General features: G+C 63.0%; 24 protein-coding genes and 1 pseudogene. 14 read left to right on the plus strand and 11 right to left on the minus strand.

Annotated elements, in window-relative coordinates:
* Nucleotides 1-26: 26 nt before the first annotated feature.
* Both GA829_RS36580 and phaR read left to right on the plus strand, forming a co-directional pair.
* Nucleotides 27-155, plus strand: a complete 129-nt coding sequence (locus GA829_RS36580) for a hypothetical protein (protein WP_258052214.1) — start codon at nt 27-29, stop codon at nt 153-155.
* Between the two features lie 82 nt (nt 156-237).
* The gene (gene phaR, locus GA829_RS07330) at nt 238-852 is read left to right on the plus strand and encodes a polyhydroxyalkanoate synthesis repressor PhaR (RefSeq protein WP_195177871.1); all 615 of its coding nucleotides are present in this window, start codon (nt 238-240) and stop codon (nt 850-852) included.
* Nucleotides 853-906: 54 nt separating this feature from the next.
* On the opposite strand, the gene GA829_RS07335 is transcribed toward phaR, so the two are convergent.
* Both GA829_RS07335 and GA829_RS07340 read right to left on the minus strand, forming a co-directional pair.
* Nucleotides 907-1,374, minus strand: coding sequence for a GNAT family N-acetyltransferase (locus tag GA829_RS07335; RefSeq protein WP_195177872.1), 468 nt, complete (start codon nt 1,372-1,374; stop codon nt 907-909).
* A gap of 24 nt (nt 1,375-1,398) precedes the next feature.
* Nucleotides 1,399-1,818 (minus strand): rhodanese-like domain-containing protein, encoded by a 420-nt coding sequence (locus tag GA829_RS07340; protein WP_195177873.1) that lies wholly within the window; start codon nt 1,816-1,818, stop codon nt 1,399-1,401.
* A gap of 65 nt (nt 1,819-1,883) precedes the next feature.
* On the opposite strand from GA829_RS07340, the gene ftrA reads away from it, so the two are divergent.
* Nucleotides 1,884-2,894, plus strand: coding sequence for a transcriptional regulator FtrA (ftrA, locus tag GA829_RS07345; RefSeq protein WP_210337738.1), 1,011 nt, complete (start codon nt 1,884-1,886; stop codon nt 2,892-2,894).
* Between the two features lie 16 nt (nt 2,895-2,910).
* Here ftrA and GA829_RS07350 read toward each other — a convergent pair whose 3' ends face one another.
* Nucleotides 2,911-4,050, minus strand: coding sequence for a citrate synthase (locus tag GA829_RS07350; protein WP_195177875.1), 1,140 nt, complete (start codon nt 4,048-4,050; stop codon nt 2,911-2,913).
* 96 nt (nt 4,051-4,146) lie between these two features.
* Here GA829_RS07350 and GA829_RS07355 point away from each other — a divergent pair, with 96 nt between their 5' ends.
* The 3 genes from GA829_RS07355 to GA829_RS07365 all read left to right on the plus strand — a co-directional run bounded on the left by GA829_RS07355 (nt 4,147) and on the right by GA829_RS07365 (nt 7,352).
* The gene (locus GA829_RS07355) at nt 4,147-5,235 is read left to right on the plus strand and encodes a citrate synthase/methylcitrate synthase (RefSeq protein ID WP_195177876.1); all 1,089 of its coding nucleotides are present in this window, start codon (nt 4,147-4,149) and stop codon (nt 5,233-5,235) included.
* 122 nt (nt 5,236-5,357) lie between these two features.
* A complete protein-coding gene (locus GA829_RS07360) occupies nt 5,358-6,140 on the plus strand; it encodes a 3-hydroxybutyrate dehydrogenase (RefSeq protein ID WP_195177877.1) in 783 nt (260 codons plus the stop codon).
* Nucleotides 6,141-6,221: 81 nt separating this feature from the next.
* Entirely contained in the window at nt 6,222-7,352 is a 1,131-nt protein-coding gene (locus GA829_RS07365; RefSeq protein WP_195179558.1) for a patatin-like phospholipase family protein, read from the plus strand.
* A 44-nt stretch (nt 7,353-7,396) separates the two neighbouring features.
* On the opposite strand, the gene GA829_RS07370 is transcribed toward GA829_RS07365, so the two are convergent.
* Nucleotides 7,397-8,392 carry a methionyl-tRNA formyltransferase gene (locus GA829_RS07370; protein ID WP_195177878.1) on the minus strand — a complete coding sequence of 332 codons (996 nt, stop codon included), beginning with the start codon at nt 8,390-8,392 and terminating at the stop codon, nt 7,397-7,399.
* 165 nt (nt 8,393-8,557) lie between these two features.
* A complete protein-coding gene (locus GA829_RS07375; protein WP_195177879.1) occupies nt 8,558-10,012 on the minus strand; it encodes an aldehyde dehydrogenase family protein in 1,455 nt (484 codons plus the stop codon).
* A gap of 226 nt (nt 10,013-10,238) precedes the next feature.
* On the opposite strand from GA829_RS07375, the gene GA829_RS07380 reads away from it, so the two are divergent.
* The 4 genes from GA829_RS07380 to GA829_RS07395 all read left to right on the plus strand — a co-directional run bounded on the left by GA829_RS07380 (nt 10,239) and on the right by GA829_RS07395 (nt 16,815).
* The gene (locus GA829_RS07380; protein WP_195177880.1) at nt 10,239-11,315 is read left to right on the plus strand and encodes a substrate-binding domain-containing protein; all 1,077 of its coding nucleotides are present in this window, start codon (nt 10,239-10,241) and stop codon (nt 11,313-11,315) included.
* A gap of 790 nt (nt 11,316-12,105) precedes the next feature.
* The gene (locus GA829_RS07385) at nt 12,106-13,278 is read left to right on the plus strand and encodes an efflux RND transporter periplasmic adaptor subunit (RefSeq protein ID WP_195177881.1); all 1,173 of its coding nucleotides are present in this window, start codon (nt 12,106-12,108) and stop codon (nt 13,276-13,278) included.
* A gap of 81 nt (nt 13,279-13,359) precedes the next feature.
* On the plus strand, nt 13,360-16,542 hold the full coding sequence (locus tag GA829_RS07390) for an efflux RND transporter permease subunit (RefSeq protein WP_195177882.1): 3,183 nt from the start codon (nt 13,360-13,362) through the stop codon (nt 16,540-16,542).
* Nucleotides 16,543-16,656: 114 nt separating this feature from the next.
* Nucleotides 16,657-16,815: a DUF3309 family protein gene (locus GA829_RS07395; protein ID WP_195177883.1), complete on the plus strand. Its 159-nt coding sequence runs from the start codon at nt 16,657-16,659 to the stop codon at nt 16,813-16,815.
* Between the two features lie 54 nt (nt 16,816-16,869).
* Here the strand turns inward: GA829_RS07395 and GA829_RS07400 are convergent, their stop codons facing one another.
* Both GA829_RS07400 and GA829_RS07405 read right to left on the minus strand, forming a co-directional pair.
* The gene (locus tag GA829_RS07400; protein ID WP_195177884.1) at nt 16,870-17,829 is read right to left on the minus strand and encodes an NAD-dependent epimerase/dehydratase family protein; all 960 of its coding nucleotides are present in this window, start codon (nt 17,827-17,829) and stop codon (nt 16,870-16,872) included.
* A 149-nt stretch (nt 17,830-17,978) separates the two neighbouring features.
* Nucleotides 17,979-18,194, minus strand: coding sequence for a DUF680 domain-containing protein (locus GA829_RS07405; protein WP_195177885.1), 216 nt, complete (start codon nt 18,192-18,194; stop codon nt 17,979-17,981).
* Between the two features lie 96 nt (nt 18,195-18,290).
* On the opposite strand from GA829_RS07405, the gene GA829_RS07410 reads away from it, so the two are divergent.
* Entirely contained in the window at nt 18,291-19,205 is a 915-nt protein-coding gene (locus GA829_RS07410) for a LysR family transcriptional regulator (RefSeq protein WP_195177886.1), read from the plus strand.
* Here the strand turns inward: GA829_RS07410 and GA829_RS07415 are convergent.
* The 3 genes and pseudogenes from GA829_RS07415 to GA829_RS07425 form a co-directional block, all read right to left on the minus strand.
* Nucleotides 19,163-20,345 (minus strand): annotated as a pseudogene (locus GA829_RS07415) (MFS transporter). The gene GA829_RS07410 and the pseudogene GA829_RS07415 sit on opposite strands and share 43 nt — an antisense overlap.
* Before the next feature lie 125 nt (nt 20,346-20,470).
* Entirely contained in the window at nt 20,471-20,800 is a 330-nt protein-coding gene (locus GA829_RS07420) for a DUF1244 domain-containing protein (protein WP_195177887.1), read from the minus strand.
* A gap of 17 nt (nt 20,801-20,817) precedes the next feature.
* Entirely contained in the window at nt 20,818-21,615 is a 798-nt protein-coding gene (locus tag GA829_RS07425; protein ID WP_195177888.1) for an N-formylglutamate amidohydrolase, read from the minus strand.
* Nucleotides 21,616-21,902: 287 nt separating this feature from the next.
* On the opposite strand from GA829_RS07425, the gene GA829_RS07430 reads away from it, so the two are divergent.
* The 3 genes from GA829_RS07430 to GA829_RS07440 all read left to right on the plus strand — a co-directional run bounded on the left by GA829_RS07430 (nt 21,903) and on the right by GA829_RS07440 (nt 24,686).
* Complete coding sequence (locus GA829_RS07430; RefSeq protein ID WP_374940412.1) at nt 21,903-22,349, plus strand: DUF1036 domain-containing protein; 447 nt, start codon at nt 21,903-21,905, stop codon at nt 22,347-22,349.
* Entirely contained in the window at nt 22,346-23,782 is a 1,437-nt protein-coding gene (gene pyk / locus GA829_RS07435) for a pyruvate kinase (protein ID WP_195177890.1), read from the plus strand. Before GA829_RS07430 ends, pyk begins: the two co-directional genes overlap by 4 nt.
* Before the next feature lie 178 nt (nt 23,783-23,960).
* The gene (locus tag GA829_RS07440) at nt 23,961-24,686 is read left to right on the plus strand and encodes a L,D-transpeptidase (RefSeq protein ID WP_258052218.1); all 726 of its coding nucleotides are present in this window, start codon (nt 23,961-23,963) and stop codon (nt 24,684-24,686) included.
* A gap of 29 nt (nt 24,687-24,715) precedes the next feature.
* Here GA829_RS07440 and GA829_RS07445 read toward each other — a convergent pair whose 3' ends face one another.
* Nucleotides 24,716-25,783, minus strand: a complete 1,068-nt coding sequence (locus tag GA829_RS07445; protein ID WP_195177891.1) for an alpha/beta fold hydrolase — start codon at nt 25,781-25,783, stop codon at nt 24,716-24,718.
* Between the last annotated feature and the right edge of the window lie 119 nt (nt 25,784-25,902).

A 25,902-nucleotide genomic window follows, 5' to 3' on the forward strand; every position in this document is an offset into this window, starting at 1 on the left:
TAACCCAAGTCAAACCGGAAATGGGCATGGCCGCCATGCGCTGCAAGCAGGCCGTGCATGGCTATCGCCACGGGCCGATCATTGCTGCGCAGCATATTTGGCCTGCTATGCAGCATTTTATGATCCCGCACTGCACAAACTGCTTGGATTTATGACGCTTTTGCGCATATCCTTAGAAAAGGCACAATCGTTACCGGCGGCTTACTCAGGCACGCCGGTGTCCCCGGGAGGATGCAGATGGCCGCGAAAGACGATCCGATCGTTATCAAGAAATACGCCAATCGCCGCCTCTATAATACCGGCACAAGCACCTACGTGACGCTCGAGGACCTCGCCGAGATGGTCAAGAAGGGCGAGGAGTTCACCGTTCAGGACGCCAAGACCGGCGACGACATCACGCACCCGGTGCTGACCCAGATCATTTTCGAGCTGGAGAACAAGGATGGGCAGAACATGCTGCCGATCCCGTTCCTGCGTCAGCTGATCGCCTATTACGGTGACCAGATGCAGATGATCGTGCCGAGTTTTCTCGAGCAGTCGATGATGGCCTTTTCCAAGGAACAGGAGCGTTTTCGTGAGCAGATGAAGGGCGCGATCGGCAAGTCGCCGCTCGACATGATGAAAATCACCACGCCGATCAAGGCGCTGGAAGAGCAGACGCGCCGCAACATGGAGATGTTCCAGAACGCCATGCGCCTATTCACGCCCTTCCCGCCGGCGGGCTCCGCTCCAGCCGCCGCCGCACCCGCGCCGGAACCGGCGAGGAAGGAAGCGCCGGAAAAATCCGACGACCTTCAGGATCTGAAGGAGCAGATCGCTGCGATGCAGCGCAAGCTCGACACGATGTCGTAAGCCGGCGGAGCGGTTCGCCGTTTCGCGGTAACCCGGGATCGCCCCTGGCCTGTCCTATTCCGCGATATCCAAATGCCACATTTCCCAGATTTCGTCGGGCCGCCCGCCGAGTGCGCGGTAGAACGCCTTGGCCGGCGTGTTGGACCGCAGCACCGTCCATTTGATGGTGGATGCACCAATGCCGCTGGCGTATTTCCTTAGCCGTTCGACGAGGGCATGGCCGACCGCCATGCCGCGTGCTGGCTCCGCGACATAGAGCTCCTTCAGGACGACGACGGGCTTCAGGTCGTAAGTCCAGGGGATGAGATAGTGGACGGCGATTCCGACGACGGCGCCTTCGGCCTCGGCGACGAACACGCCAAAGCGGGGCGAAGGCCCCAGCCCATGTTCGACGATGTCCGCCTCGGTGACGCGGAACCTGTCGTCATAGCCCTCGAACACCGCCAGCGCCCGCATCAGCACGAGCACGGCGCCGACATCCTGCCGCTCGAACGGGCGGATTGTGACCGGCGTTTTTCGCATCGCGCTCTCATCCGCGGTTTCGCATCAAGCTCCGAGAGCACCAGGCTCCTTGCCTGAGGCAAAAGGGAGGTCCTCGTCCTGCCAGCCGGTTATGCCGCCGATCATGATCTTCACCGGCCGGCCAAGGCTGGCCAGCTTGAAGGCTGCCTGATCCGCGCCATTGCAATGCGGCCCGGCGCAGTAGACGACGAACAGCGTCGATGCCGGCCATTGTGCCATTCGCTCGGTGCTGATCTCGCGGTGCGGCAGATGCAGGGCGCCAGGCACGTGGCGGCGCTGGTAGGCTTCCGGCGTGCCGACGACATGGCAAAGGACGAAATCCTGCTCGCCCGAGCGCAAGGCGGCGGCGACATCGGAGCAGTCGGTCTCGACGGAGAGCCGGCGCTGAAAATGGTCCCGCGCAACATCCGGCGTGGCCGCCGGCACCTGTGTCACATAGCTCATCTGGTCGCTCCATCGCTGATGCAACCGAGATAGAGCAGAAAGCCGCGTCATTGCAGTTGGCGGTTTTGCCATATAGCATCAAGATCATGCCAAAACCGCGTTCGCCCCTCGCCAATCCGCTTGTCGTTGCCATCGCCTATGACGGGCTGTGCACGTTTGAGTTTGGTGTGGCGGCGGAAGTGTTCGCCTTGCCAAGGCCGGAGATGGGCACGGGCTGGTATCGCTTCGCGGTCGCCGGGGTCGACGCGGGTGAGATGCGTGCGCTGGGTGGCGTGCGGTTCGTCGCTGACGGCGGTGCCGACCTGATCGACCAGGCGGGCACGGTGATCGTGCCCGGATGGCGCGGCATCGACAGTCCGGTGCCGCAGCCGCTGATCGACGCCCTTGTCAAGGCAAACGAGCGCGGCGCGCGGGTTGTTTCCATCTGCTCTGGCGTGTTCGTGCTTGCCGCCGCCGGACTGCTGCGCGGCAAGCGCGCCACCACCCACTGGCGCTACTGCGCGAGACTGAAGGAACTCTATCCCGACATCGAGGTCGTCCCCGATGTTCTCTACATCGATGAGGGGGACGTTTTCACATCGGCCGGCAGCGCGGCGGGCATCGATCTGTGCCTGCATCTGGTCCGGCGCGACTTCGGCACGCAAGCCGCCAATGCAGTGGCGCGCCGCCTCGTTGTTCCGCCGCACCGCGATGGCGGCCAGGCGCAATATATCGAGCGCTCCGTGCCCGAGCCGCATGAGCGCGGCAGGCTTGGGCCATTGATCGACAGAATGCGCGCCGACATTTCCGGCGACTACCCCGTCGCCACACTGGCGGGGCTGGCGGGCATGAGCGAGCGGACGTTCTTGCGCCGCTTCATGGCCGCCACCGGTGTCACGCCGGCGCGCTGGCTTTTGTCGGAGCGGCTGTCGCGGGCGCGCACGCTGCTGGAAGACACCAGCATGCCGGTCGAGCAGATCGCGGAAAGCGCCGGATTTGGCGCGGCGGCGACCTTGCGGCACCACTTTCGCCAGCAATTCGCGACAACGCCAGCCGCCTACCGCACCCAATTCGGCGGCGATGCCAGCCAGGGATGAATTGGGCGCAGGACTTTCAGGGAGACAAGCCCTCATAGCGGCCACGCGGTCGGATAAGCGTTCCTGAGGCGGCTTGCTCCACGGCATGGGCTGCCCAGCCAATGCTGCGCCCGAGTGCGAACAGGCGGAACGGCGCGTCGAGCGGCAAACCGAGGCTGCGCGTCAGTGCCGCCAGCGCGAAGTCGATGTTGGGGCGCATGCCGGTTGCGGCCAACGCGGCTTCACCAAGAGAACGCAACGTGCCGTCGACCTCGATCTTCTGCATCAGGGAAATCGCGCGAACATCTCCCTCGGAGTAGAGCGGATGACCGAAACCCGGCAGCGGCCGGTCGTGATCGAGCCAGCGCCTGACGGTTGCATCCGCGCCATGCATCACGGCGTCCGCGGCCAGTTGCATGACCGCTTCGCCGGCGCCGCCATGGCGAGGGCCGGAGAGCGTTGCCAGTCCTGCCAGCAGGCAGGAGGCCAGCGATGCGCCCGTCGAGGCAGCGACACGCGCTGCGAAGGCCGATGTGTTGAGTTCATGGTCCGCGAGCAGGACCAGTGCCCGGCGGATCGCGTCCGCGCCAGGTTCATTTGCCGACCAGCCTTGCGCCAGCCGCAGGTGCAGGGGGGCGTTACCTGGCGCCGCGCCGAGGGCGGTGGCCAATACGCCAACCGCCTGTCTGGCATCCGCGTAAAGCGATTTGCTGCTACGCCCGAGCGACGGCTGTCCCTGTCCTGCCAGCGCCGCCAGGTCAACAAAGGCCCTCTGGCGCCCGCCGTCCTGCTGTTTGCCGCTTGAAGGCGCGCTGAAGGCTGTCGATCCGGGCTGAGTCCACAAAATGCCGGCTGTCTCCTCCAGCGAGATTGTGTCCGAGAGGAGGACCGCGTCCTGGCCGCGATAGATGAGGCGTCCATGCAAGACGGTCGAAATCGAGGTGGCAATCGACGGCTCACCCCAGGCGATCGCGCTTTCGGCAATGGCCGAGGCACGTCTTCCGCGCGCGCGGCGGGTGGCCAGCGCGGCGATGTCCTCGGCACGATACTGGCTGCGGCGCGGATCAGCCGGCTCCGGCCGCATGCCGATACGTCCACGGCTGACATAGGCATAGAGCGTCTGTGCCCGGACCTTGAGCCGTTCCAGCGCCTCCTCCCGTGACAGCCATTCCGACATCGTCCATTTGCTCCAGATATTGATTATATTGATCAAGATTGATGGATTGGTCACGCAGCCTTATCTCCGATCCGGAAACGGTTCAAGGAGACATCCATGGCGAACGGGCTCGATGACGTGGTGGCGGCGGAGACGGTGCTCTCCGATGTCGATGGTCTTGGCGGCCGTCTGACGATCCGGGGGCATTCCCTGCCGGAACTGGCTGGGCGTTGGAGCTATGCCCAGGTGGTCCAGCTGTTGCTGGATGGCTTCTTTGACGACCTTCCCGGCGATGTGGAACTCGCGGCGAGGCTCGGTCAGGCGCGTAGCGAGGTGTTCGAGCGGCTTCGCCCGATGCTGCCGTCACTGCTGTCGGTCGACATCTACAGTGCCATGCGCGCCGGAATGGCGCTGCTGCCGGACGGCGAGACGCTGGCGGACGCATTGCGGCTGATCGCGGCGCCCGCCGTGCTGACGCCAGCCCTGTTGCGGCTGCGGCGCGGCGAGCAGCCTCTTGCGCCAGACGCCCGGGCCGATCATGCCGGCGACATGTTGCGGATGCTCAACGGCACTGTCGCTTCACCGGCTTTGACGAAGGCGCTCGACACCTATCTCGTCACCGTCTGCGACCATGGCCTCAACGCCTCGACCTTCGCGACACGCGTGGTGGCTTCGACCCAGGCCGGCCTGACATCCGCAGTGCTGGCCGGGCTTGGCGCGCTCAAGGGGCCGCTGCACGGTGGCGCGCCGGGTCCAGTGATCGAGATGCTGGACGCGATCGCGGCGCATGGCGATGCGGCCAGCTGGCTGCGCGATGAAATCGTGCATGGTGAACGCATCATGGGTTTTGGACATCGCATCTACCGGGTGCGCGACCCGCGCGCCGATGTGCTGAAAGCCGTCGTTCGCCAGCTTGGCGGCGAAGGTGACACGGGCAACCGCCTGGCCTTCGCCGAAAAGGTCGAGCAGGCCGCGCTTGACGTGCTGCGGGCCGCAAAGCCCGAGCGTTCGATCCAGACCAATGTCGAATTCTACACCGCATTGCTGCTTGAGGCGGCTGGGTTTCCCACGGACGCGTTCAGCAACGTCTTTGCCGCCGGGCGGGCCGCCGGCTGGGTCGCGCATGCGCGCGAACAACAGACGACCGGACGGCTCATCCGTCCGCAGTCACGCTATGTCGGGCCGATGCCGGATCTCGTTGCCTAGGGGGCGCCTCCAGATGGTGACGTAAATTCCACGTCATGAGTTGGCCATGTTGGTGTTCTTGCGTCGCACAAGACATATATGCTGCACTGCAATATGATCTTGCGTGAACGAAGGACCCTGTTTTGACCACCACAAAAACCGCTGTCGTCACCGGCTCCACTTCTGGCATTGGCCTGGCCATCGCGCATGCGCTGGCGGCCAACGGCCACAATGTCATTGTCAATTCGTTCTCCGATACGGCCGCGGATCATTCTGTTGCTGATGTGGTTGCCAAACAGCATGGCGTGAAGGCCGCCTATATCAAGGCTGACATGTCGAAGCCGGCTGAATGCCGGGCGTTGATCGCCAGGGCGGCAGAGGCCTTCGGTTCGGTCGATATTCTCGTCAACAACGCCGGCATCCAGCATGTCGCGCCGGTGGAGGATTTTCCGACCGAGAAATGGGACGCGATCATCGCCATCAACCTGTCGTCGGCCTTCCACACCATCGCCGCCGCCATCCCGCTGATGAAAAAGGCGGGTAGCGGGCGTATCGTCAACATTGCCTCGGCGCACGGTCTCGTCGCCTCGCCGTTCAAATCGGCTTATGTCTCGGCCAAGCACGGCATCATGGGCCTGACCAAGACGGTCGCTCTCGAACTGGCGCGGGACAGGATCACCTGCAACGCCATCTGTCCCGGCTATGTGCTGACGCCGCTGGTGGAGGCGCAGATCCCCGACCAGATGAAGGCCAACAAGATGGATCGCGAGACGGTCGTCCGCGAGGTCATGCTGGAGAAGCAGCCGACCAAGGAATTCGTCACGGTGGAGCAGATCGCGGCGGCGGCGGTGTTCCTGTGTTCGGACGCGGCGGCGCAAATCAACGGTACGCATCTCTCGGTCGACGGCGGCTGGACCGCTGCGTGAGCCCAAAGGCATTCCCGATCGTTTCATGAAACAGGGCCGTGAGTGGCTCGGATAAGCAAGCTCGACACAAAGGACGACGCCATGGCGAAAAACGGCAAGGCGGAGGAGAAGAAGAAGATCAACATCGCGCTGCAGGGTGGAGGCTCGCACGGCGCTTTTTCCTGGGGCGTGCTCGACCGGCTGCTTGAGGATGGGCGGCTCGATATCGCGGCGGTGTCCGGCACCAGCGCGGGCGCCATGAATGCGGTGGCCCTGGCCGACGGCTTTGTCCGTGGCGGTGTCGAAGGCGCACGGCAAAAGCTCGATGATTTCTGGCGCGCGGTGGCGGCAAAGGGCCGGTTCAGCCCGGTGCAGCGCATGCCGTGGGATGTCGCCTGGGGCAACTGGTCGATCGAGAATTCGCCGGGCTATGTCTTCTTCGACACCATGTCGCGGGTGTTCTCGCCCTATGTCGCCAACCCGCTCGGCCTCAACCCGCTGCGCGACGTGGTCAAAAACGAGATCGACTTCGACAATGTCCACGCCTGCAAGTCGATGGAATTGTTCATCTCGGCGACCAATGTCGAGACCGGACAGCTCAGGGTCTTTTCCGACGGCGAGATCGACCTCGATGCGGTGATGGCATCGGCGTGCCTGCCGCAGCTGTTCCGCGCCGTCGAGATCAAGGGCGTGCCCTATTGGGATGGCGGCTATGGCGGCAATCCGGCGCTCTACCCGTTCTTCAAGACGGCAGCCACCGAGGACGTGCTGCTGGTGCAGATCAACCCGGTGGTGCGCGAGGGAACGCCGAAGAGTGCCAACGAGATTCAGAACCGCATCGACGAGATCACCTTCAACGCGGGTCTGCTGCGTGAATTCCGCTCGATCGCCTTCGTCAAGGAGCTGATCGTCGCCGGTCGCCTGCCGCATGGCGAATACCGCGACATCCGCATGCATCGCATCGATGCCGACGAGGCGTTCAAGGATCTGTCGGCTTCGTCGAAGATCAATGCCGAATGGGCATTCCTGACCTATCTGCGCGACCTCGGCCGCACCGCCGCCAGCGACTGGCTGGAAGAGAATTACGATGCCGTCGGCGTGCGGCCGACGTTCGATCTCTCCGGCGAACTCGATGACGGCTTCAAGCCGGTGCGCGGCCCGGCACCTGGCCGGCGGGTCAAGGAATTCCTGGCAGCACGCAAGAACCCGGAGGCAGAACGCCGGCGGGCTTGAGTCCGCTGGCGTTGACGTTCACGAGGATGCGATGCTCGCCGCCATCAAGCGTCGGCAACATCCTTCGGCTCGATCTTTGCAGCCACCGCCAGCTTTGGCGCCGGCGCCTCGGTTCCAAGCCTTGAACCGGCCAGCAGGCCTTTCGACTTGGCGAATTCCGCGCCGGACAGTTTTGCGCCGCTGTCGGTGCGGACCTTGAATATCTCCAGATTGCCGCCCTGGACGGTGACCTGCAGGCTTTTCTCGCCGACCCAGCTGATCTCGCCCGGCTTGCCGACCACGTCGGCGAACTTGCGCGCCACGTGTTTCCTGACCTCGAACAGGCGGATTTTTTCGCCATCCACCGTCGTCCAGGCGCCCGGTGCCGGATCGCAGCCACGAATGAGGTTGTGGATGGTGTCGATGTGGCTATTCCAGTTGATCCGGGCCTCGGCGTCCTTGCACCAGCCCTCGTAGCTCGCCTGGGCTTCGTCCTGGGGGATTTCCTGGTGCCGGCCCGAGACGACAAGATCGGCCGCATCGAGCATGGCCTGGACGCCAAGCGGGAAGAGCCGGTCGAAATAGACGCTGCCCAGCGTGTCCTCGGGGCCGATGCCAACTGTCACCTGAAGCAGGACCGGGCCTTCGTCGAGGCCGTCCGTCGGCCGGAAAATGGTCAGGCCGGTCTGGCCATCCCCCTTGATCAGCGGCCAGTTGATCGAGCTTGGACCCCGGTATTTCGGCAGCAGCGAGGGGTGATACTGGATGGTGCCGTGCTTGGGAATGTTGACGAAGGCCTGCGGCGCGAACTGCAGGACATAGGCCATCACAGCCAGTTCAACGTCGAGCTCACGCAGCGCCGTCTCGGCGGCTTCGCCCTTCAGACTCGGCAACTGAAACAGCTTCAGGCCGTGCTCTTCGGCCGCGACACGCAATGGATCTGGCCTGGAACCGGGCTTTTCCGGTGCACAGAATACCCCGGCAACCTCGTCGCCGCGCGCCAGAAATGCGTCGAGCACGCTTTTGCCGAAAGCCTGCTGGCCGATGATTGCAATGCGCATGTAGACGGTTCCTTACGATGGACAAAAGTTCGGGCGATGGACAAAAGTTCGGGCGATGGACAAAAGTTCGGGCGATGGACAAAGTCCGGGCGCGCCCTCGTTGACCCAAGCGGTCGCGGAAGGTGATTTCAGGTGTCGAGACTGGGCTATCCGTCCGGGCTGGGATCAGCGGCTGGTCTGGATCCATACGACCTTCTGCTCAGTGAAATTCTCGATGGCCGCATCGCCGTGCTCGCGGCCAAAGCCGGAATCGCGCGACCCACCCCAAGGCAGGCGGATGTCGGTCGGGCCATAGGTGTTGACCCAGACCGTGCCGGCCTTCAGTTCCCTGGCGAAGCGATGCACGCGGCCGATATCGCTGCTCCACACGCCGGCCGCCAGGCTGTAGACGGTGCCGTTGGCGAGGCGCAGTGCGTCGGCGTCATCGGTGAATTTGATGACGGTGGCGACGGGTCCGAAAATCTCCTCCTGCGAGATCCGCATCTCGTGCCTGACGTTGGCGAACACCGTCGGCTTGACGAAATAGCCGACGTCGCCGCTGCGGGTGCCGCCGGTTACCAGTGAAGCGCCTTCGTTGCGGCCGACCTCGATATAGTCGAGCACGCGCTTCATCTGGATTTCCGAGACCAGCGGACCCATTGCGGTCGCGGTGTCTTGCGGATTGCCAATGCGGGTGGATTCGGCACGCGCCGCCAGCCGCTGCACGACCTCGTCATAGATGGATTCATGCGCCAGGATGCGCGAGCCGGCCGAACAGACCTGGCCGGTGTTGAAGAAGATGCCGGAGCCGGCGGCCTTGATCGCGGCATCGAGATCGGCGTCGGGGAAGATGATGTTGGCCGACTTGCCGCCGAGTTCCAGTGTCACCCGCTTCAGGTTGCCCGAGGCACCCTGCAGGATCTGGCGGCCGACGACGGGCGAGCCGGTGAAGGTGATCTTGTCGACATCGGGATGGTCGACCAGCGCCTGGCCGGCGATCTTGCCAAAGCCCGGAACGACATTGAGGACGCCGGCGGGGAAGCCTGCCTCCAGCGCCAGCTCACCGATCTTGAGCGCTGTCAGCGGCGTCACTTCGGCGGGCTTGAGCACCACGGTGCAGCCACATGCCAGTGCCGGCGCGATCTTCCACATGCCGATCATCAGCGGGAAGTTCCACGGGATGATGGCCGCGACCACGCCGAGCGGCTCGCGCACGGTGTAGGTCAAGGCGTCTGTGCGGGCAGGGATGACCTGGCCGTTTATCTTGTCGGCCATGCCGGCATAATAGGTCAGCGTGTCGATGGCCGCCGGGAGGTCCTGCCGGCGGATGGCCGAAACCGGCTTGCCGGAATCGAGGCTCTCCAGGTTGACCAGTTCGTCCTCGTCGCGCCTGATCAGGTCGGCCAGCTTGAGCAGCAGTACGCCACGGTCGGCGGCGCGCATGCGCTTCCATGGGCCTTCGAAGGCCGCACGCGCCGAACGCACGGCGGCATCGATGTCATCCGCGCCGGCCTCGGCGACCTTGGCGATCACCTCGCCCGTGGCGGGGTTCACGGTCTCGAAGGTGCGCCCGGACAGAGCGGCCATGCGCCGGCCATCGATCAGGAGATTGTGCGTCTGGTCAGAAGCCCGGGTAAGCATGCCGTTTCCTTAAGATATGATGTCGTGTGCATATTCGCTGATGAAGAGCAGCCTTGAACTTCTGCCTTCATGCAAGCTTATTTTCTCGATAACCTGTTGGGAATATGATATTTATTGCCTATGCTGAATGAGATAGATATGAAGCCATGTTCCTATCTGGCGCGGAGGCAAATATGATCTTGAATGCATATCTTCATGCTGGTTCTGTTGGCTAAAGGAGATTGCTGTGATCCAGATAGAGATCGACCCGGTGTGGCGCTTCAGGCGGCGCGAGGACGCGCAGTCCCTGCGGATCATGCTGGACTTCCTCGCCGAGATACGGGCGACCGGAAAGATCACATCGGCGGCCGACAAGGCGCACATTTCCTACCGGCATGCCTGGAACCTGATCGAGAAGTGGTCGGCGTTCTTCAACATGCCGCTGGTGGTGCGCAAGCAAGGCAGCGGCACCCGGCTGACGCCGTTCGGCGACAAGCTGGTCTGGGCCGGGCAGCGGCTTGAGGCGCGCCTTCGTCCGCTGCTGCAGAATCTGTCGCAGGAGCTCGAAACCGAGATCAACCAGATGCTTCCGCACGGCCCGCTGATCCTGCGGGTCCATGCCAGCCATGGTTTCGCGGTTCCCAAGCTGCGCGAGATCCTCAGCCGCGAGCCCGACATCGGCGTCGACTTTCGCTATGTCAGCAACCAGAACTCATTGGCCTCGCTTGCCCATGACGGCTGCGATCTCGCCGGACTGCATCTGCCGCAAGGCGACCTGCGAAAGCGGGCCATCGCGGCGAGCAAGGGCTGGCTGACGCCGAGCATCCATCGGGTCATCAGCTTCGTGACACGCGAGATGGGCCTCATGGTCAAGCGCGGCAATCCCCTTGGCATCACCTCGCTGGAGCGGCTGCTCGATCCATCGATCCGCTTCGTCAATCGCGATCCGGACTCCGGCACGCGGCTGTTGTTCGAGCAATTGCTGGCGCAGCACGGACTGGATGGCACGCGCATCAATGGCTACGAGCATTCCGAATTCACCCATGCCGCGGTCGCCGCCTATGTCGCCAGCGACCTGGCCGATGTGGCTTTCGGCGTCGAGGCAGCGGCGAAGCAATTCGGGCTCGATTTCGTCCGTGTACTGACCGAGGACTATTTCTTTGTCTGCCGCAAGCAGATCCTCGAAGTGGAGGCCGTCCAACGGGTGCTGTCGATCATGCGCGGCGAGGAATTTCACGCGGCAATCTCGAAACTGCCCGGATATCGTGTGAAGGACGCCGGATCGATCAAGACCATCAGCGAAGTCTTTCGCAAATCCGAGTAGACAACCTGTGGTTTCCAGTCAGCCTGAGGGCGTGGCTTGAAAAAGTTCCACATCATGCTGACGTCTGTTGCCACCATGATTATATAAGTATCCGTGCAACCATAGATTCAAGCGACGAAATCGTCGGCAGATGACGGGCAATGTGGTCAGCGGATTCGTCCGAAGCTGCTGGAGAATCCGCGTTGTGGTTTCGCCATTGCGTGGCGCGAACCGTCGCGTCATGGACTATGGTCCGTCGGGTCGATGCACATGATCACGATATGCTTTGACGACCCAGCAGTGGGGCCGGCTCCGGCAAGTCGGGCCACATAGCTACTTCAGAGGTTTTCTTAGCAGTTCCAGTATGTTGACTAGGTCGCCGTTGCTGGCATCGGCACCGCTGAAACGGCGAAGTCTGTCCGCTGAAGTCTGGATTACCTCGAGGATGCAGACGGCGAAGGCATCGCCATTTCTATGAAATGTCCGGCCTCGCAACCATGACGGCGCATCGATCCGCCGGCTCCGGGGCAGGGCCAGCATCATAAGCCGGCGCCGCGTCCGGCATCAGCGTTCTGTCAACGCATGGAGAACCTGATGACAGCCGACGCATCTTGTCTCGAAGCGCAATGGTCTTGTAACTTTCAGACTATATTGCGGTGCAACTTTGATGTAGAAGCGCGCTTCGCCGTTCACGGCAAATTGAACCCGGCCTGGCGCGCACCCATATCGGCAGCGTTCCCGAGTTTGAAGACGCGGTAGTTGTTGGAAGACACGGGTTTGGCCGAACCCCGCGCAAATGGAAAAAACGACGATGCCGAGATTCAGGTTTCACAAGCTTGCTGCCGTTGTTGTGCTCATTGGTTTCGCGGCGTGGATGGGGACAGGCGAATTCTCGTCCGTCGGCAGCGTGGCGGCCAGCAAAGCCAAGGCAGCCGAGGCCGAGCAGGCCAAGGCGCCGGACACCAGCAAGCCGAAGGCGGCTGAAGCCGAGCCCAAGGCGCCGCTGCGCACCGTCGCGGTGGTGACCCCGCCCCGGCGCACCTATGCCCGTGCGATCCGCATTTCCGGCCTGACCGAAGCCGACAAGCGCGCTGTCCTGGCGACACGCGTCGCCGGCGTCATTGATCAACTGCCGGTCAAGCAAGGCCAGCACGTCAAGACCGGTGACCTCGTGCTGATGCTTGCCGCCGAGGAAAAGATCTCGATGGTCAACAATGCCAAGCAGCTCGTTGTGCAGCGCCAGGCCGAACTCGATGCCGCCGAGCGGCTGGCCAAGACCGGCAACCTGCCCAAGCTGCAGCTCGACACCGCGCGCTCGAACCTGACGGCTGCCCAGTCTCAGCTCGACACCGCGCAGGCCGAGCTCGACCGTAACGAAGTCAAGGCCCCTTTCGACGGCGTCATCGACCGGGTGCCGGTGGAACTTGGCAGTTCCGTCATGCAGGGCGGCGAGGTGGCAACCATCCTCAAGCTTGATCCGATCATCGCCCGTGGCGAAATCAGCGAGCGCGATCTCGGCTATCTCAAGCTCGGCGACAAGGCCAGCGTACGCCTGGTCAGCGGCCAGACCGTCGAAGGTGCCGTGCGCTACATCAGCCGTGACGCGTCGTCGGCGACCCGCACCTTCCGTGTCGAAATCGCCATCCCGAATGCCGACGGCACTGTTCCCGCCGGCATGACCGCCGAGATTGGGCTCAGCGCCTTGCCGACCGACGCCATCATGCTGCCGCGCTCGGTGGTGACGCTTGGCGACAAGGGCGACCTTGGCATCCGCGCCATCGACAAGGGCGACAAGGTCGTGTTCTTCCCGATCGATCTCGTCGACGACACACCGACCGGCCTGGTGCTTGGCGGCATCCCGGCCGACGCGCGCATCATCGTCGCCGGCCAGGAACTGGTGAAGGAAGGCGATGTGGTCAAGCCGGTCGAGGCCGACCAGGCGACCATCCAGAAGCTGCTGGGCGAGGTCGCCGGGACGCAGTAGCGCCGGTAGCGACGAACAGGCCCTGGGCGGGGAACCATCAGCTGCGATGCAGCTCCTGAAATTCAACGACAGGCATTAGCCATGGATATCGTCCGACTCGCAATCAACAATGCCCGCCTGACCATCTCGGTCCTGGTCTTTCTTCTGATCGCGGGCTGGGTCGCCTATCAGTCGACGCCAAAGGAAGCGGAACCCGACGTTCCGATTCCGATGATGTATGTCAGCCTGATCTATCAAGGCATTTCGCCGGAGGATTCCGAGCGCCTTCTGCTGCGGCCGATGGAAAGCAAGCTCAAGAGCTTGAAGGGCCTCAAGGAAATGCGTTCGGCCGCCTTCCAGGGCGGCGGCTACGTGCTGGTCGAATTCCAGCCGCAGACCAACCTTGCAACTGCGCTGCAAGACACGCGCAGCAAGGTGCAGGACGCCAAGGCCGACCTGCCGCAGGCAGCCGAGGAACCTGTCGTTAGCGAGGTCAATATCTCGGAATTCCCGGTGCTCGTCGTCACGCTGTCGGGAGAACTGCCCGAACGCGTGCTGACGGCGGCCGCGCGCGAATTGCGTGACCGCATTGAAGAAGTGCCCGGCGTTCTCGAAGGCTCGCTGCAGGGCTCGCGCGACGATCTCGTCGAGGTCGTCATCGACCCGATGAAATTGTCTTCCTACGGTTTGCAGCTGGACCAGCTGATCGGCGCCGTCGGCGCTTCCAACAGCCTGGTCGCTGCCGGCAACATCGAGGGATCGCAAGGCAAATACGCGGTCAAGGTGCCGTCGCTGATCGAAACGCCAGAGGATGTGGCGGCGCTGCCGGTGGTCGCCGGTCCCAATGCCGTGGTGCAGGCGAAGGACATCGCGACGATCCGTTCCACATTCGCGGACGCCACGACGATCACGCGCCTGAACGGCAAGCCCGCCATCGCCATCGAAGTCAAGAAGCGCATCGGCGCCAATCTGATCGATACGCTGACCAAGGTCAGGGCGGTGTCCGACGCCTTCGTCAAGACCATGCCGGAAGGCATGAACGTCACCTACACGCAGGACAAGTCGGTCTTCGTCAACCAGTTGCTCGGTGACTTGCAGAACCACGTGATGATCGCCGTGATCCTGGTGTTCATCGTCATCCTCTATGCGCTGTCTGGCCGTGCCTCGCTGCTGATTGGTCTCGCCATTCCATCATCCTTCCTGATCGGCATCCTGCTGCTGGCATTGATGGGCTACACGATCAACATGATCGTGCTGTTCAGCCTCATCCTGGCTGTCGGCATGCTGGTCGACGATGCCATCATCGTAACCGAGTTCGCCGAACGACGCATGAGCGAGGGCATGCCGAAGGCCGAGGCCTTCGCGCTCGCCGCCAAGCGCATGGCCGGTCCGGTCATCGCGGCGACCATGACGCGCATCGCGGCCTTCTCGCCGCTGTTGTTCTGGCCAGGCATCATCGGCGACTTCATGAAGTACATGCCGATTACACTCATCGTCACGCTTTCGGCTTCGATGCTTTACGCGCTGGTCTTCGCGCCGACGCTTGGTGCCTTGTTCGCCAAGGCACCTGAGCATCACGAGGATGACAACCGCGACGGCTGGTACATGGCCATCGTCAAGAAGGCGGTGCGCTTCCCCATCACCGTGATGGTGCTGACCGTTGTCTTGCTGGCTGGCATCTTCGTCGGCTATTCGAAATACGGCGCCGGTGTCGAGTTCTTCCCGAGTGTCGAACCCGACTACGGCCTGCTCTATGTCCATGCCCGCGGCAATCTTTCGCTGGCCGAAATGGACACCGCCACCAAGATCGCCGAAAACAGACTGCTCGGCTGGCCGGGTGTGAAGTCTGTCTATACCCGCGTCGGCAAGTCCCAAGGCGGTGGCCAGGATGTCCCCGAGGATGTCGTGGGCGTCATCCAGTACGAGTTCGTCGACTGGCGCGAACGCAAATCAGCCAACCATATCCTGGACGAATTGCGTGGCGTCATGGCCGGCATTCCCGGCGTCGATGTCGAGGTCCGCGTGCCGGAAGCCGGCCCGCCCACCGGCAAGGCCGTCCAGATCAGGCTTTCGGCCGCCGATCCCAAGGGATTGGACGAGAAGGCCCGTGCGGTCGCTGCACGCATTGCCAAAGTGCCAGGGGTTATCGACATTTCCGACGGCTTGCCGCCGCCCGGCGTCGATTGGGCGCTTGAGGTCGACCGTGCCAAGGCGGCGCAGTACGGCATCAGCCCGACGGCGGTCGGCACGGTGGTGCAGCTTGTCACCAACGGTTTGAAGCTCTCGGAATACCGGCCGGCCGGCGCCGACAAGGCGGTCGACATCCGGCTGCGCTTGCCCGAAGACCGGCGCACACTGTCGACGCTCGATGAACTCAGGGTGCAGACCTCGCAAGGGTCGGTGCCGATCTCGAACTTCGTCGTGCGCAAGGCAAAACCGAGCGTCGGCATTCTCAACCGTATCGACGGCGCGCGTACGGTGGTGGTGCAGGCCAATGCCGCCGCCGGGGCCCAGGTCGCGGTAGTGCAGGATGAGGTCACCAAGGCCGTCACCGAAATGGACCTCAACAGCAGCGGCATACGCTGGAAGCTGGCCGGTTCGAACGAAGACAGCGCCGAAGCCAGCGCTTTCCTTGGCAAGGCCTTCGGCGCCGCGATCTTCCTGATCTTCCTTGTGCTCCTGGCGCAGTTCAACAAGTTCACCAGCGTGTGGCTGGTGCTTTCCTGCGTGGTCATGGCGACGATCGGTGTGTTCCTTGGGCTGCTGATAACAGGCGAGACGTTTGGCATCGTCATGTCGGGCATTGGTGTTATCGCGCTGGCTGGCGTGGTGGTGAACAACAACATCGTGCTGATCGACACTTATGACCGGCTGCGTGAAGAGGGCTGGGACAAGCTGGAAGCGGTGCTGCAGACCTGCCGCGAACGCGCGCGTCCGGTGGTGCTGACGGCGGTGTCGGCTATCCTTGGCGTGCTGCCGATCGCTTTCGGTCTTGGTCTTGAAATCTTCCATCACGAGACGACGATCAACGCGCCGTCGACGCAATGGTGGATTTCGCTGTCCTCGGCGATCGTGTTCGGCCTGTCCTTCGCGACGGTGCTGACGCTCGTGGTGACGCCGTCGATGCTGATGGTGTTCACGCGTGCCAAGGTGAAGCCCGGCGCGCGGCGCGGCTGGTTCAGCCGGCTGTTCCGGCGCGGCAAGGGTGAGGCTACCTCCACCGCTGCACCCGGCCAGGATCTGGGCGTCGAGCCGGCGGTGGCTTTTCCGAAGGCCGCCGAATAGACTTGGTTGCCGAATAGACTTGGTCGTGATTTTGTGACGAAAAAGGCCGCCCGGAACAACCGGGCGGCCTTTTGCATTGTCCCCTGAGCAGTATCTCAGAGCGGGGAATGTCTCATGCCGATCAGCACCATCGTCATCATCGTCCTGATCCTGGTCCTCATCGGCGCGGTGCCGGCCTGGCCGCATTCGCGGTCCTGGGGTTATGGGCCCTCCGGGATCATCAGTATCGTGCTGGTGGTGTTTTTGGTGCTGCTGTTGATGGGACGGCTCTGAGGCGCTTGGTGGGGAGATCGCGGGCAGGTCATGACCGTGCCCGCTTCCTGTAGCTCAGGCAGCCCGCGAACGGTTTGCCACCGTGGCGACGCCGATATCCTCAAGAGCTTCCGCCACCGCCTGATCAAGCGGCGTATGCGGGATTGTGTCGATGATGCCTTCGAGCCGCGCCGAGGCCAGCTGGTGCGGCTCGAAGCGAAGATAGGACATCGAGACAATCTCGCGCCACATCGCCACGAACGGGCTGCCGGCGCGCAGCACCCACCAGGGCATCAAGGTCAGCTTGAGCGGGCGGCCAATCGCTTTTTCCGCGGAGGCTTTGATTTCCAGATCGGTGACGGGGTGACCTGGAAAGTTCAGCGCCTCATAGTTGCCGAGCTTGTCGAGGTTTTGCGCCAGTCCAACGAAGCCGTTGGCGAGGTCCGGCAGGTAGGCCCATTCGTGTACGAGGTCAGCAGGGCCGGGTGCGGTGTAGACGCCCTTGTTCATCTTGGACGCCACGACCAGGTCAAACCACGATCCGGTGCCAGTGCCGCCAAAGAAGTCGCCGGCCCGAAGCAGGATTGTGCGCACCCGCCCGGCGTCGGCCTCACGGCGGAAGAGTTCTTCCATGGCGACACGGATACGGCCCTTCTCGGTGGTCGGATGGAATGGCGTGTCCTCGGTGATCACCCGGGGTGTCGGTGAGCCGTAATTGTAGACTGTGCCGGGGAACAGATGGAGGGCACCGTTCGCGTGGCACGCCGCCATGACGTTCTCGGCCATCGGCAGGCATTTGCTCCAGTCGGTGTAGAGCGGGTTCAGGCCATTGAAGATGATATCGACACCTTCGGTGGCGGCGATGAGTGCGTCACGGTCGAGCGCGTCGCCAGCGGCAGCCGTGGCGCCGGCCAGTTCCGCCGGCACCTTGCCGCCGCGGGTGATGGCGCGGACATCGAAGCCCACATCGAGGAAGGCTTTGGCGACAGCGCGGCCGAGCCGGCCATTGGCGCCCAGAATTGCGATCTTGGTCATGTCGTTTCTCCACGTTTGAGTTGACGGTTGTTGCGTCGTTCACCGGGGCCGCAGACTGTCAAACCAACGCAGGTTGGTCCTTGCTGGGCGATCTCAGAAGAGCGGGACGGCGGGATAAGCCCGCCGTCTCGAGGCACTATCGGCATCGATCAGCGGTTGCCGAACAGGTTGCGGTCGCTGCCAGGCGTGGCGGGCTGGGCGACGATGGCATCCGGCTTTTGGATCGACGTGGTACGCGTTTCGTCGAGGCTGGCGACCGGGGCCGCCGACTGGTTGGTGCTGTTTGAGCCAAACTTGTCGCTGCCGGCAAAAGCGCTGGCGGTGGCAATGAGGATGGCGGCGGCGGTAAGAGCAATCTTGGTCATTTTTCGTCTCCTTGGTTGGTGTTTGCAGGGTGAATATGGTCGGTTCACATGCGAATAGAAATTGACTGATTTCGGCGATCTGATATTCAAAAATGAATGAGTGAGTTCGATTGGAATCTGATCAAGAGCTTCGTCACCGTGGCGGAAACCGGCAGTCTGTCGGCCGCGGCGCGAAAACTCGCATCCAGCCAGCCGACGCTTGGCCGCCATATGTCCGAGTTGGAGCAGGCGCTTGGCGTAACGCTGTTTCGGCGCGGACGTCGCGGCTACGAATTGACCGAGGCAGGCGGCACCCTGTTCGAGCGTGGCAAGGTGGTGAGCGAGCAGGCGACGGCTTTCTCGCTGCTGGCTCTGGGCTCGGTCGAAGCGATCGAAGGCACGGTGCGTATCGCCGCCAGCGAAGTGGTGTCGGCCTATGTCCTGCCGGAAATGATGGCGCGGCTCGGCATTGAGGAGCCGGGTATCGAGGTCGAGATCGTGCCGTCGAACCAGGTCGAGAACCTGCTACGCAGGGATGCCGACATCGCCATCCGCATGGTCAAGCCGGCGCAGAACGAGCTGGTGGCGCGCAAGGTCTGCGACATTCCTTTATGCGTCTGCGCGGCCACATCCTACCTCGACCGGGCCGGGCGCCCCACGACAGCGGCGGATCTCGTCAGCCATCGACTGATCGGTTTCGATCGCGATGACACCGCCATCCGCGGCTTTGCCGCAGCCGGCGTCAAACTTGACCGCCACGCCTTCCGCTTCAGGGCCGACAATCAGATCGTGCTGTGGGAGGCGGTGCGGACTGGAAACGGCATCGGTTTCGGCCAGGAGCCGCTGGCGGAACGCGATCCGCTGGTGGAGAAGGTTTTGACTGGCTTTACCTTGCCAACACTGCCGGTCTGGCTTGCCATGCATCGTGACGTGCGCACCAGCGTGCGCATCCGCCGCGTCGCGGATTTTCTGTTCGAGGCGTTCAAGCGCTACTCGGCCGGCGCTGCCTCGGGCGCGAACTCGGCGCGGTGAGCCAATCCAGCCATGAGCAGGACGACGATCAGCAGCGCCGCCATGGCAATGAAGATCGGGCCGAAACTGAAGTGTTCGGCGACAAAGCCGATCGCCGACGGCGCAACCAGGATGCCGGAATAGCCCATGGTGGTGACGACGCTCATGCCGGTGCCTGACGACATGCCTTCCTGGTTGCCGCCAGCTGAAAAGATGATCGGCACCATGTTGGCAATGCCGAAGCCGCACAATGCAAAAGCCGCGATGGCAAGCCAGGGCGAGGGCGACAGGCCGGCGACCAGCATGCCGGCAGCGGCGATTATGGCCGAACCACGCAGCGTCGTCACCGCGCCGAAGCGGTTGCGCACGCCATCACCGAAGAAGCGCATGATCGCCATGACGCCGGAGAAGGCGGCATAGGCAAGTCCGGCGACGGCGAGATCGGCGCCGAGTTCCTGTCGCAGATACAGGGCTGCCCAGTCGAGCACCGCTCCCTCGGAGATCATCGTCAGCAGTGCCATCAGCCCGATCAGATAGACCAGCGGGTTTGCCGGCAGTGAGAATTTGTGATGTTCGACCGCCTGCGGCTTGTCCTCGGCAACCAGGTGACGGATCGCTACCGCGATCACGACGAAAGCTATGGCGGTCACCCCTGTAGCATGCACAAGGTGGCCGTAGTGCTGGATGGCGAAGCCACCCAGCCCGCCGCCGGCGAATCCGCCGAGGCTCCAGAAACCGTGCGAGGACGACATGATCGCGCGACCCAATTTTCGTTCCACGACCACCGCGTTCGCGTTCATGGCGACATCCATGCCGCCGATCGAGCCGCCGAAGATGAACATGGCGATGGCCGCCAGCGGCACATCAGGCGCCAGCGCCACAACCAGCAGGCCCAGGCTGCCGCAGAGAGCGAACCAGCGCAACACCGTGCGCGAACCGTGTTTCGAGATCAGGTGACCGCACCAGGTCATGGCCGTGACCGCGCCAGCGCCGAACAGCAGGATCAGCAGCCCAAGCGTGAATTTGCTGATATCGAGCCGGGTCAGGAAGACCGGAATCTGTGGCGCCCAGCTTCCGGTCAGGAAGCCGTTGGCCAGAAAAATGGCAGCCACGGCCCACCGTCCACGGATGGTCCATCTGCATGGCGTTCGATACGTTCATAAGGCGAATCCGGTCAAAAAATGGCTTCGCGGGGCAAATTAGATCGATTCAATTTTCAGTCAAGCGCTGTTTCGAGGAACCATTTGGGCCAAACGGGCCTTGAACGTGATCGGGGATGCCGGGGGCTAGTGGTCCTTTGGCCGCCTCGCCTCGAACTCCGCCTTCTTGGCGTCGGAGGCCTCGGTCTGATTGAGGGCCTGCCATTCGGAATAGGGCATGCCGTAGACGATCTCCCGCGATTGATCCTTGGAGAGATCGACGCCTTCCGCGTTGGCTGCATCGCGATACCAGTTCGACAGGCAGTTGCGGCAGAAGCCAGCGAGGTTCATCAGGTCGATGTTCTGCACATCGTTGCGTTCCCTGAGATGCGCCACCAGCCGGCGGAAGGCGGCGGCCTCGAAATCGCGTTTCTGCTCGTCGCTGAGCGGCGGAAGTAGGGGGCTGAGTTCGGTCATCGAAAGCTCCTTGCAGCCTAAAGCGGCCCGGTGCGCGAGCCGAATTGCCTGACGACATGTATATCGGGACGACGGTCGATCGCGTCAACGATCGGCGCTAGCCGCTCCGCCCATGCAAGCGCGTCCCTGGCGTTGGCGATCAGATCCTGACGGATCTCGATCAGTGCATGGGCAAAGCCATTGACGATGGCGTGCTTGTACATGGTGTCGCCGCGCAATGCGCCATCGTAGGGCTCGTTGTCGCCGACGATGAGGCTCTCGTCGGCGGCCAGCATATCGATCAATGGCCGCGCCACCCGGTCGTCGAGGTCCCACAGGATGCCGACATGCCAGGGGCGCTTGATGCCCTGCATGACCGGCGTGAAGGAATGCACCGAGAAGATGAACGGCGCCTGCGCGGAAGCATGCGCCACGGAAGCGATCATGGCGCCGACGGCGTCGTGATAGGGGCGGTAGAAATTGTCGAGTCGCCTCTCGCGCTCTTCAGCGGCAAGCGGGTAATTGCCGGGCACAACCGTGCCGTCATAGAGCTGACGGATCAGCGTCGGGTCATCCTCGCCGCGATTGGGATCGATCAGCAGTCGTGAGAAATTGGCGAGCACCGCCGGAACGCCAAGCAGGGCGGCCAGTTCACGGGTTACCGCCTCGACGCCGATGTCGTAAGCAATGTGGCGGTCAAACTCCGCTGCCGGCAGGCCAAGGCTGCCATAGTCCTCCGGCAATTCGCGGCGGGCGTGATCGCCAAGGAGCACGATGCCTCGCTTGCGGTCGCCCTCGACGATATCGAAAGGCGCGAAAACTGTGGATCGGGTCATTGGCGGGAAATGGTCTGTTCGCTGGCTTCCGGGGAGGATGCTATCGTCATTCCACGAAGACGACGCTTGCGCAATGCCGTTGTTTGGCCAAGGTTTCCCAGGAAATCTGGCAGAAGCCGGCGAATTGTGCGCCGGAGCCTTTCTAAATCGATTGGAATTGGACAAAACGGCGCGTTGACATGCGCCCGGACTTTTCCGAAAAGGGGCGCAGAGAGATGCTGATGTGGTTCTTGAGGGGTTTCAGGTTGGGTTCCGCCGGCGGGCAGCGCATGCGCTATGCTTTCGCCATGCCGCTCCTGATCCTTGTGATCGGCCTGTCGGCGATGGTTACGGCCACGCCGGCGCGGGCCGATTTCCGTGTCTGCAACGCCACGCAGAACCTCGTTGGGGTCGGCATAGGCTATCGCGCCAAGGCCGGCTGGATCACCGAGGGCTGGTGGCACATCGAAGGATCGAGCTGCAAGACGTTGATCGAAGGACCGCTGTCATCAAGGTTTTATTATCTTTATGCAGAAGACGCCGAGCGCGGTGGACGCTGGGACGGCCCGATCAACATGTGCGTGGCTGAAAAAGAGTTCAAGATCGCCGGCGTAGCCGACTGCGTCGCCCGGGGCTTCCAACGCGCCGGATTTCAGGAATATGACACGGGCGAACAGGCAAGCTGGATGGTCCAGCTGACCGATGAACCCGCAACGGGAGGCGCTCCAGCCGCCCCGGGAACAAACAGTCAATGAGACGCAGCCGCAAGGTCAAGATCCTAGCCACCATCGGTCCGGCATCCTCGTCCGAGGAGATGCTGAAGAAGCTGTTCGAAGCGGGCGCGGATGTGTTCCGCATCAATATGAGCCATACCGACCACGAGCTGATGCGCACGCTGGTCGGCCGCATCCGTTCTGTCGAGGAGGCCGTCGGCCGGCCGATCGGCATTCTCGCCGATCTGCAAGGGCCAAAGCTGCGTGTCGGCAAGTTCGCCAATGGCAAGGAAGTGCTGACCGTTGGCCAGACCTTCACGCTCGACAACAATCCCGAGCCGGGCACCTCGACCAGGGTGTACCTGCCGCATCCCGAGATTTTGAGCTCCGTTGAAGCCGGCCACCGGCTTTTGATCGATGATGGCAAGCTCGAGCTGAGGGCGGTGAAAAGCGACGGTAAGTCGATTGTCTGCACGGTTGTCGCCGGCACGACGATTTCCGACAAGAAGGGCGTCAGCCTGCCCGATACCGACCTGCCGGTCGGTGCGCTGACCGAGAAGGACCGTAAGGACCTCGATGCGGTGCTCGACACCGGCGTCGACTGGATCGCGCTGTCGTTCGTGCAGCGGCCCGAGGATCTGGCTGAAGCGCGCAAGATCGCGCGCGGCCGGGCGCTGATCATGGCCAAGATCGAAAAGCCGCAGGCCGTGGCACGGCTGGCCGAAATCATCGAACTGTCCGATGCGCTGATGGTCGCCCGAGGTGATCTCGGTGTCGAAATGCCGCTCGAGGCCGTGCCCGGCATCCAGAAGCAGATCACCCGCGCCGCGCGCCGCGCCGGCAAGCCGGTGGTGGTGGCGACGCAGATGCTGGAATCGATGATCACCGCCCCGGTGCCGACACGCGCCGAAGTCTCGGACGTGTCGATTGCCGTCTTCGAAGGCGCGGACGCCATCATGCTGTCGGCGGAATCGGCGGCCGGCGCCTATCCGGTCGAGGCCGTGGCAATGATGAACCGCATCGCCACCAAGGTCGAAACCGACCCGACCTATGCCGGCATCATCAACGCGCAGCGCTCCGAGCCGGAAGCGACCGGCGCCGACGCCATTTCGCTTGCCGCGCGTGAAATCGCCGAAACGCTGAAGCTGGCTGCGATCATCACCTACACGGCGTCAGGCAATACCGGCCTGCGCGCCGCGCGCGAGCGCCCGCAGGTGCCGATCATTGCGCTATCACCGATCCTCAACACGGCAAGGCGGCTGTCGCTTTTGTGGGGCACGCATTGCGTCGTCTCACCCGACGCCAGCGATCTCGACGACATGGTCGACCGCGCCTGCCGCATTGCCTTCGACGAAGGCTTTGGCAAGCCGGGCGACCGCGTCATCATCACCGCCGGCGTGCCGCTGCGGACCCCGGGTTCGACCAACATGCTGCGCATCGCCTATGTCGGCTCGGACGTGCAGGGCAGCCGATAGGCTCCCCGCAATCGATGCCGCGCAGTCTGCTGTGACCATATTGCAACAAGGGCCCGGACAATGATCCGGGCCTTTATCTCGACACAGGGTTGCCGCGATCCCTCTAGAAGACGCGGTAAAGCGGCGTCTACGTTCGCTCCTCCGCCCTTTGCATTTCCCATCGTTTGAAAGTTTGTGAATGTCATCCCTCGTTTCGCGCCGGTCACTTCTGACCGGGCTGTCGCTTATTGGTGTTTCGGCGGTTTCCGCCTGTGCGCAAATGCCCAAGCAATCGATCAGCGTCGCCAGTTCCCTGGCGCCGGCCCCGCTCCAACCGGCAATGGAAAAGGCCACAGTTGAAGCGCCTGAAGCGGCACCGGTGCCGCCCGAATATGCGGGCATGTATGCGGGGACTGACGACGGCGGACATACGCTGCCAGCGATTCCCTTCACCAAGGTCGACCAGAAATTTCTGCGGCAGATGGTCGATGATCCAACCGGCGAGAAACCCGGGACGATTGTCGTCAACACGACCGACAAATACCTCTACTGGGTGCTCAAGGACGGCAAGGCCATGCGCTATGGCGTCGGGCTCGGACGGCAAGGGTATTCCTGGAAGGGCCGTGCGATCGTTCAATGGAAACGCAAGTGGCCAACCTGGACACCGCCTTCGGCGATGATCGGCCGCGATCCAAAACTGGAAAAATGGCGCCAGGGCATGCCGCCCGGCATCAGCAACCCGCTTGGCTCGCGCGCGCTCTACATCTTCAAGGACGGCAACGACACGCTTTACCGGATACACGGCTCGCCGGACTGGAAGTCCATCGGCAAGTCCGCGTCCTCAGGCTGCGTGCGCATGTTCAATCAGGATGTGATGGACCTCTATGAGCGGGTCCCCAGCAAGACGCCGCTCTTGGTGATCTGAGCCGGCGATGGCTCCGATCGATGACGGCCTCAGCCTGGCGCGAGCTCGGCCTGCGGAATATTGATGTCGGCGCATTTGCCTGCCCCGTAGGCATCGCCGGCAATGCGCGCTTCCACGGTCCTGGCCATCGCCTGCAGGTCGATATCCTTGCCCGCTACCTTCTCGATGGCGCCTACGGCGAGGTCAGGAGCGATCCAGTCCGGCTTGTGGCCGAGATTGTGGACCCAGACCAGTTCGGCGCCTGATATGTCGCGCACCAGCCCGACCGAATGGATCCGTGCGAAGACCACCTTGTCACGGTCGCCGGAGATGACCACCGTCGGTGCCTTGATCTCAGGATAGTGCGGCGCGGCGGCAAGCGCGTAGCGATAGAGCCCCGCGACATCGGTGGCGTTGGCACGAAAGGCGGATGGCCGCAGCACCGTCGGGATCGACGCCTCGGCGACATAGTTGTCCGGCACCTTGTTGGGGGCGAACACGCAGGTCGTGGCGTCGGCCATCTGCAGGGTTCCCGCCGGATAGGTCAGCGTTTCGGAAAACAGCCAGCCTAGCACCGGGATGGTGGTCACATCATAGTACCAGGAGGTCGCGCCGCCCGGCCAGGGATGGGTCGCCGGCGACATGAAGACGAGGCCGAGCGTCTTGTCGGCGTGTTCGAGGCCGAATGCGGTGGTGACCGCGCCGCCAAAGGAATGGCCGACGATGATCGCCTGTTTGATGCCGAGGTGGTCCATCAGCGCGGCGATGGTGTTTGCCTGCGCCGACGGGTTCTCATTGTTGCCGGGGCCGCGCCCCGACCAGCCGAAACCTGGCCTGTCGAAGAACAGCATTTCGGCCCGGCCCTCGAGCAATGGCCGCAGCGGCAACATCTGGTCCTTGAGATTGGCACTGGCGCCATGAATGAAGACGATCGGCGGCAGATCGGCATTGGCGGGCGCTGGAACATGAACATAGTGGATGCGGGCGCCGTTGATGTCGGCGAATTCGCCGACCGGCGGATTGCGCCGTTCAATCAGCCAAGAGCCGACGCGGGTAACGCCGACGAGGGTAAACACGAGTGCCATCAGGAAGGCGAGCGCGGCGTAGATCAGGTTCATGCGGGGATATACGGACCGGAGCGGAATTAGTTCTGGGGTGGGGAGGCAGTAGGCAGTAGGCAGTAGGCAGTAGGCAGTAGGCAGTAGGCAGTAGGGCTGACATTTCGCAGGGCGATCCG

The organism is Mesorhizobium sp. INR15 (assembly GCF_015500075.1).
Lineage (GTDB): Bacteria > Pseudomonadota > Alphaproteobacteria > Rhizobiales > Rhizobiaceae > Mesorhizobium.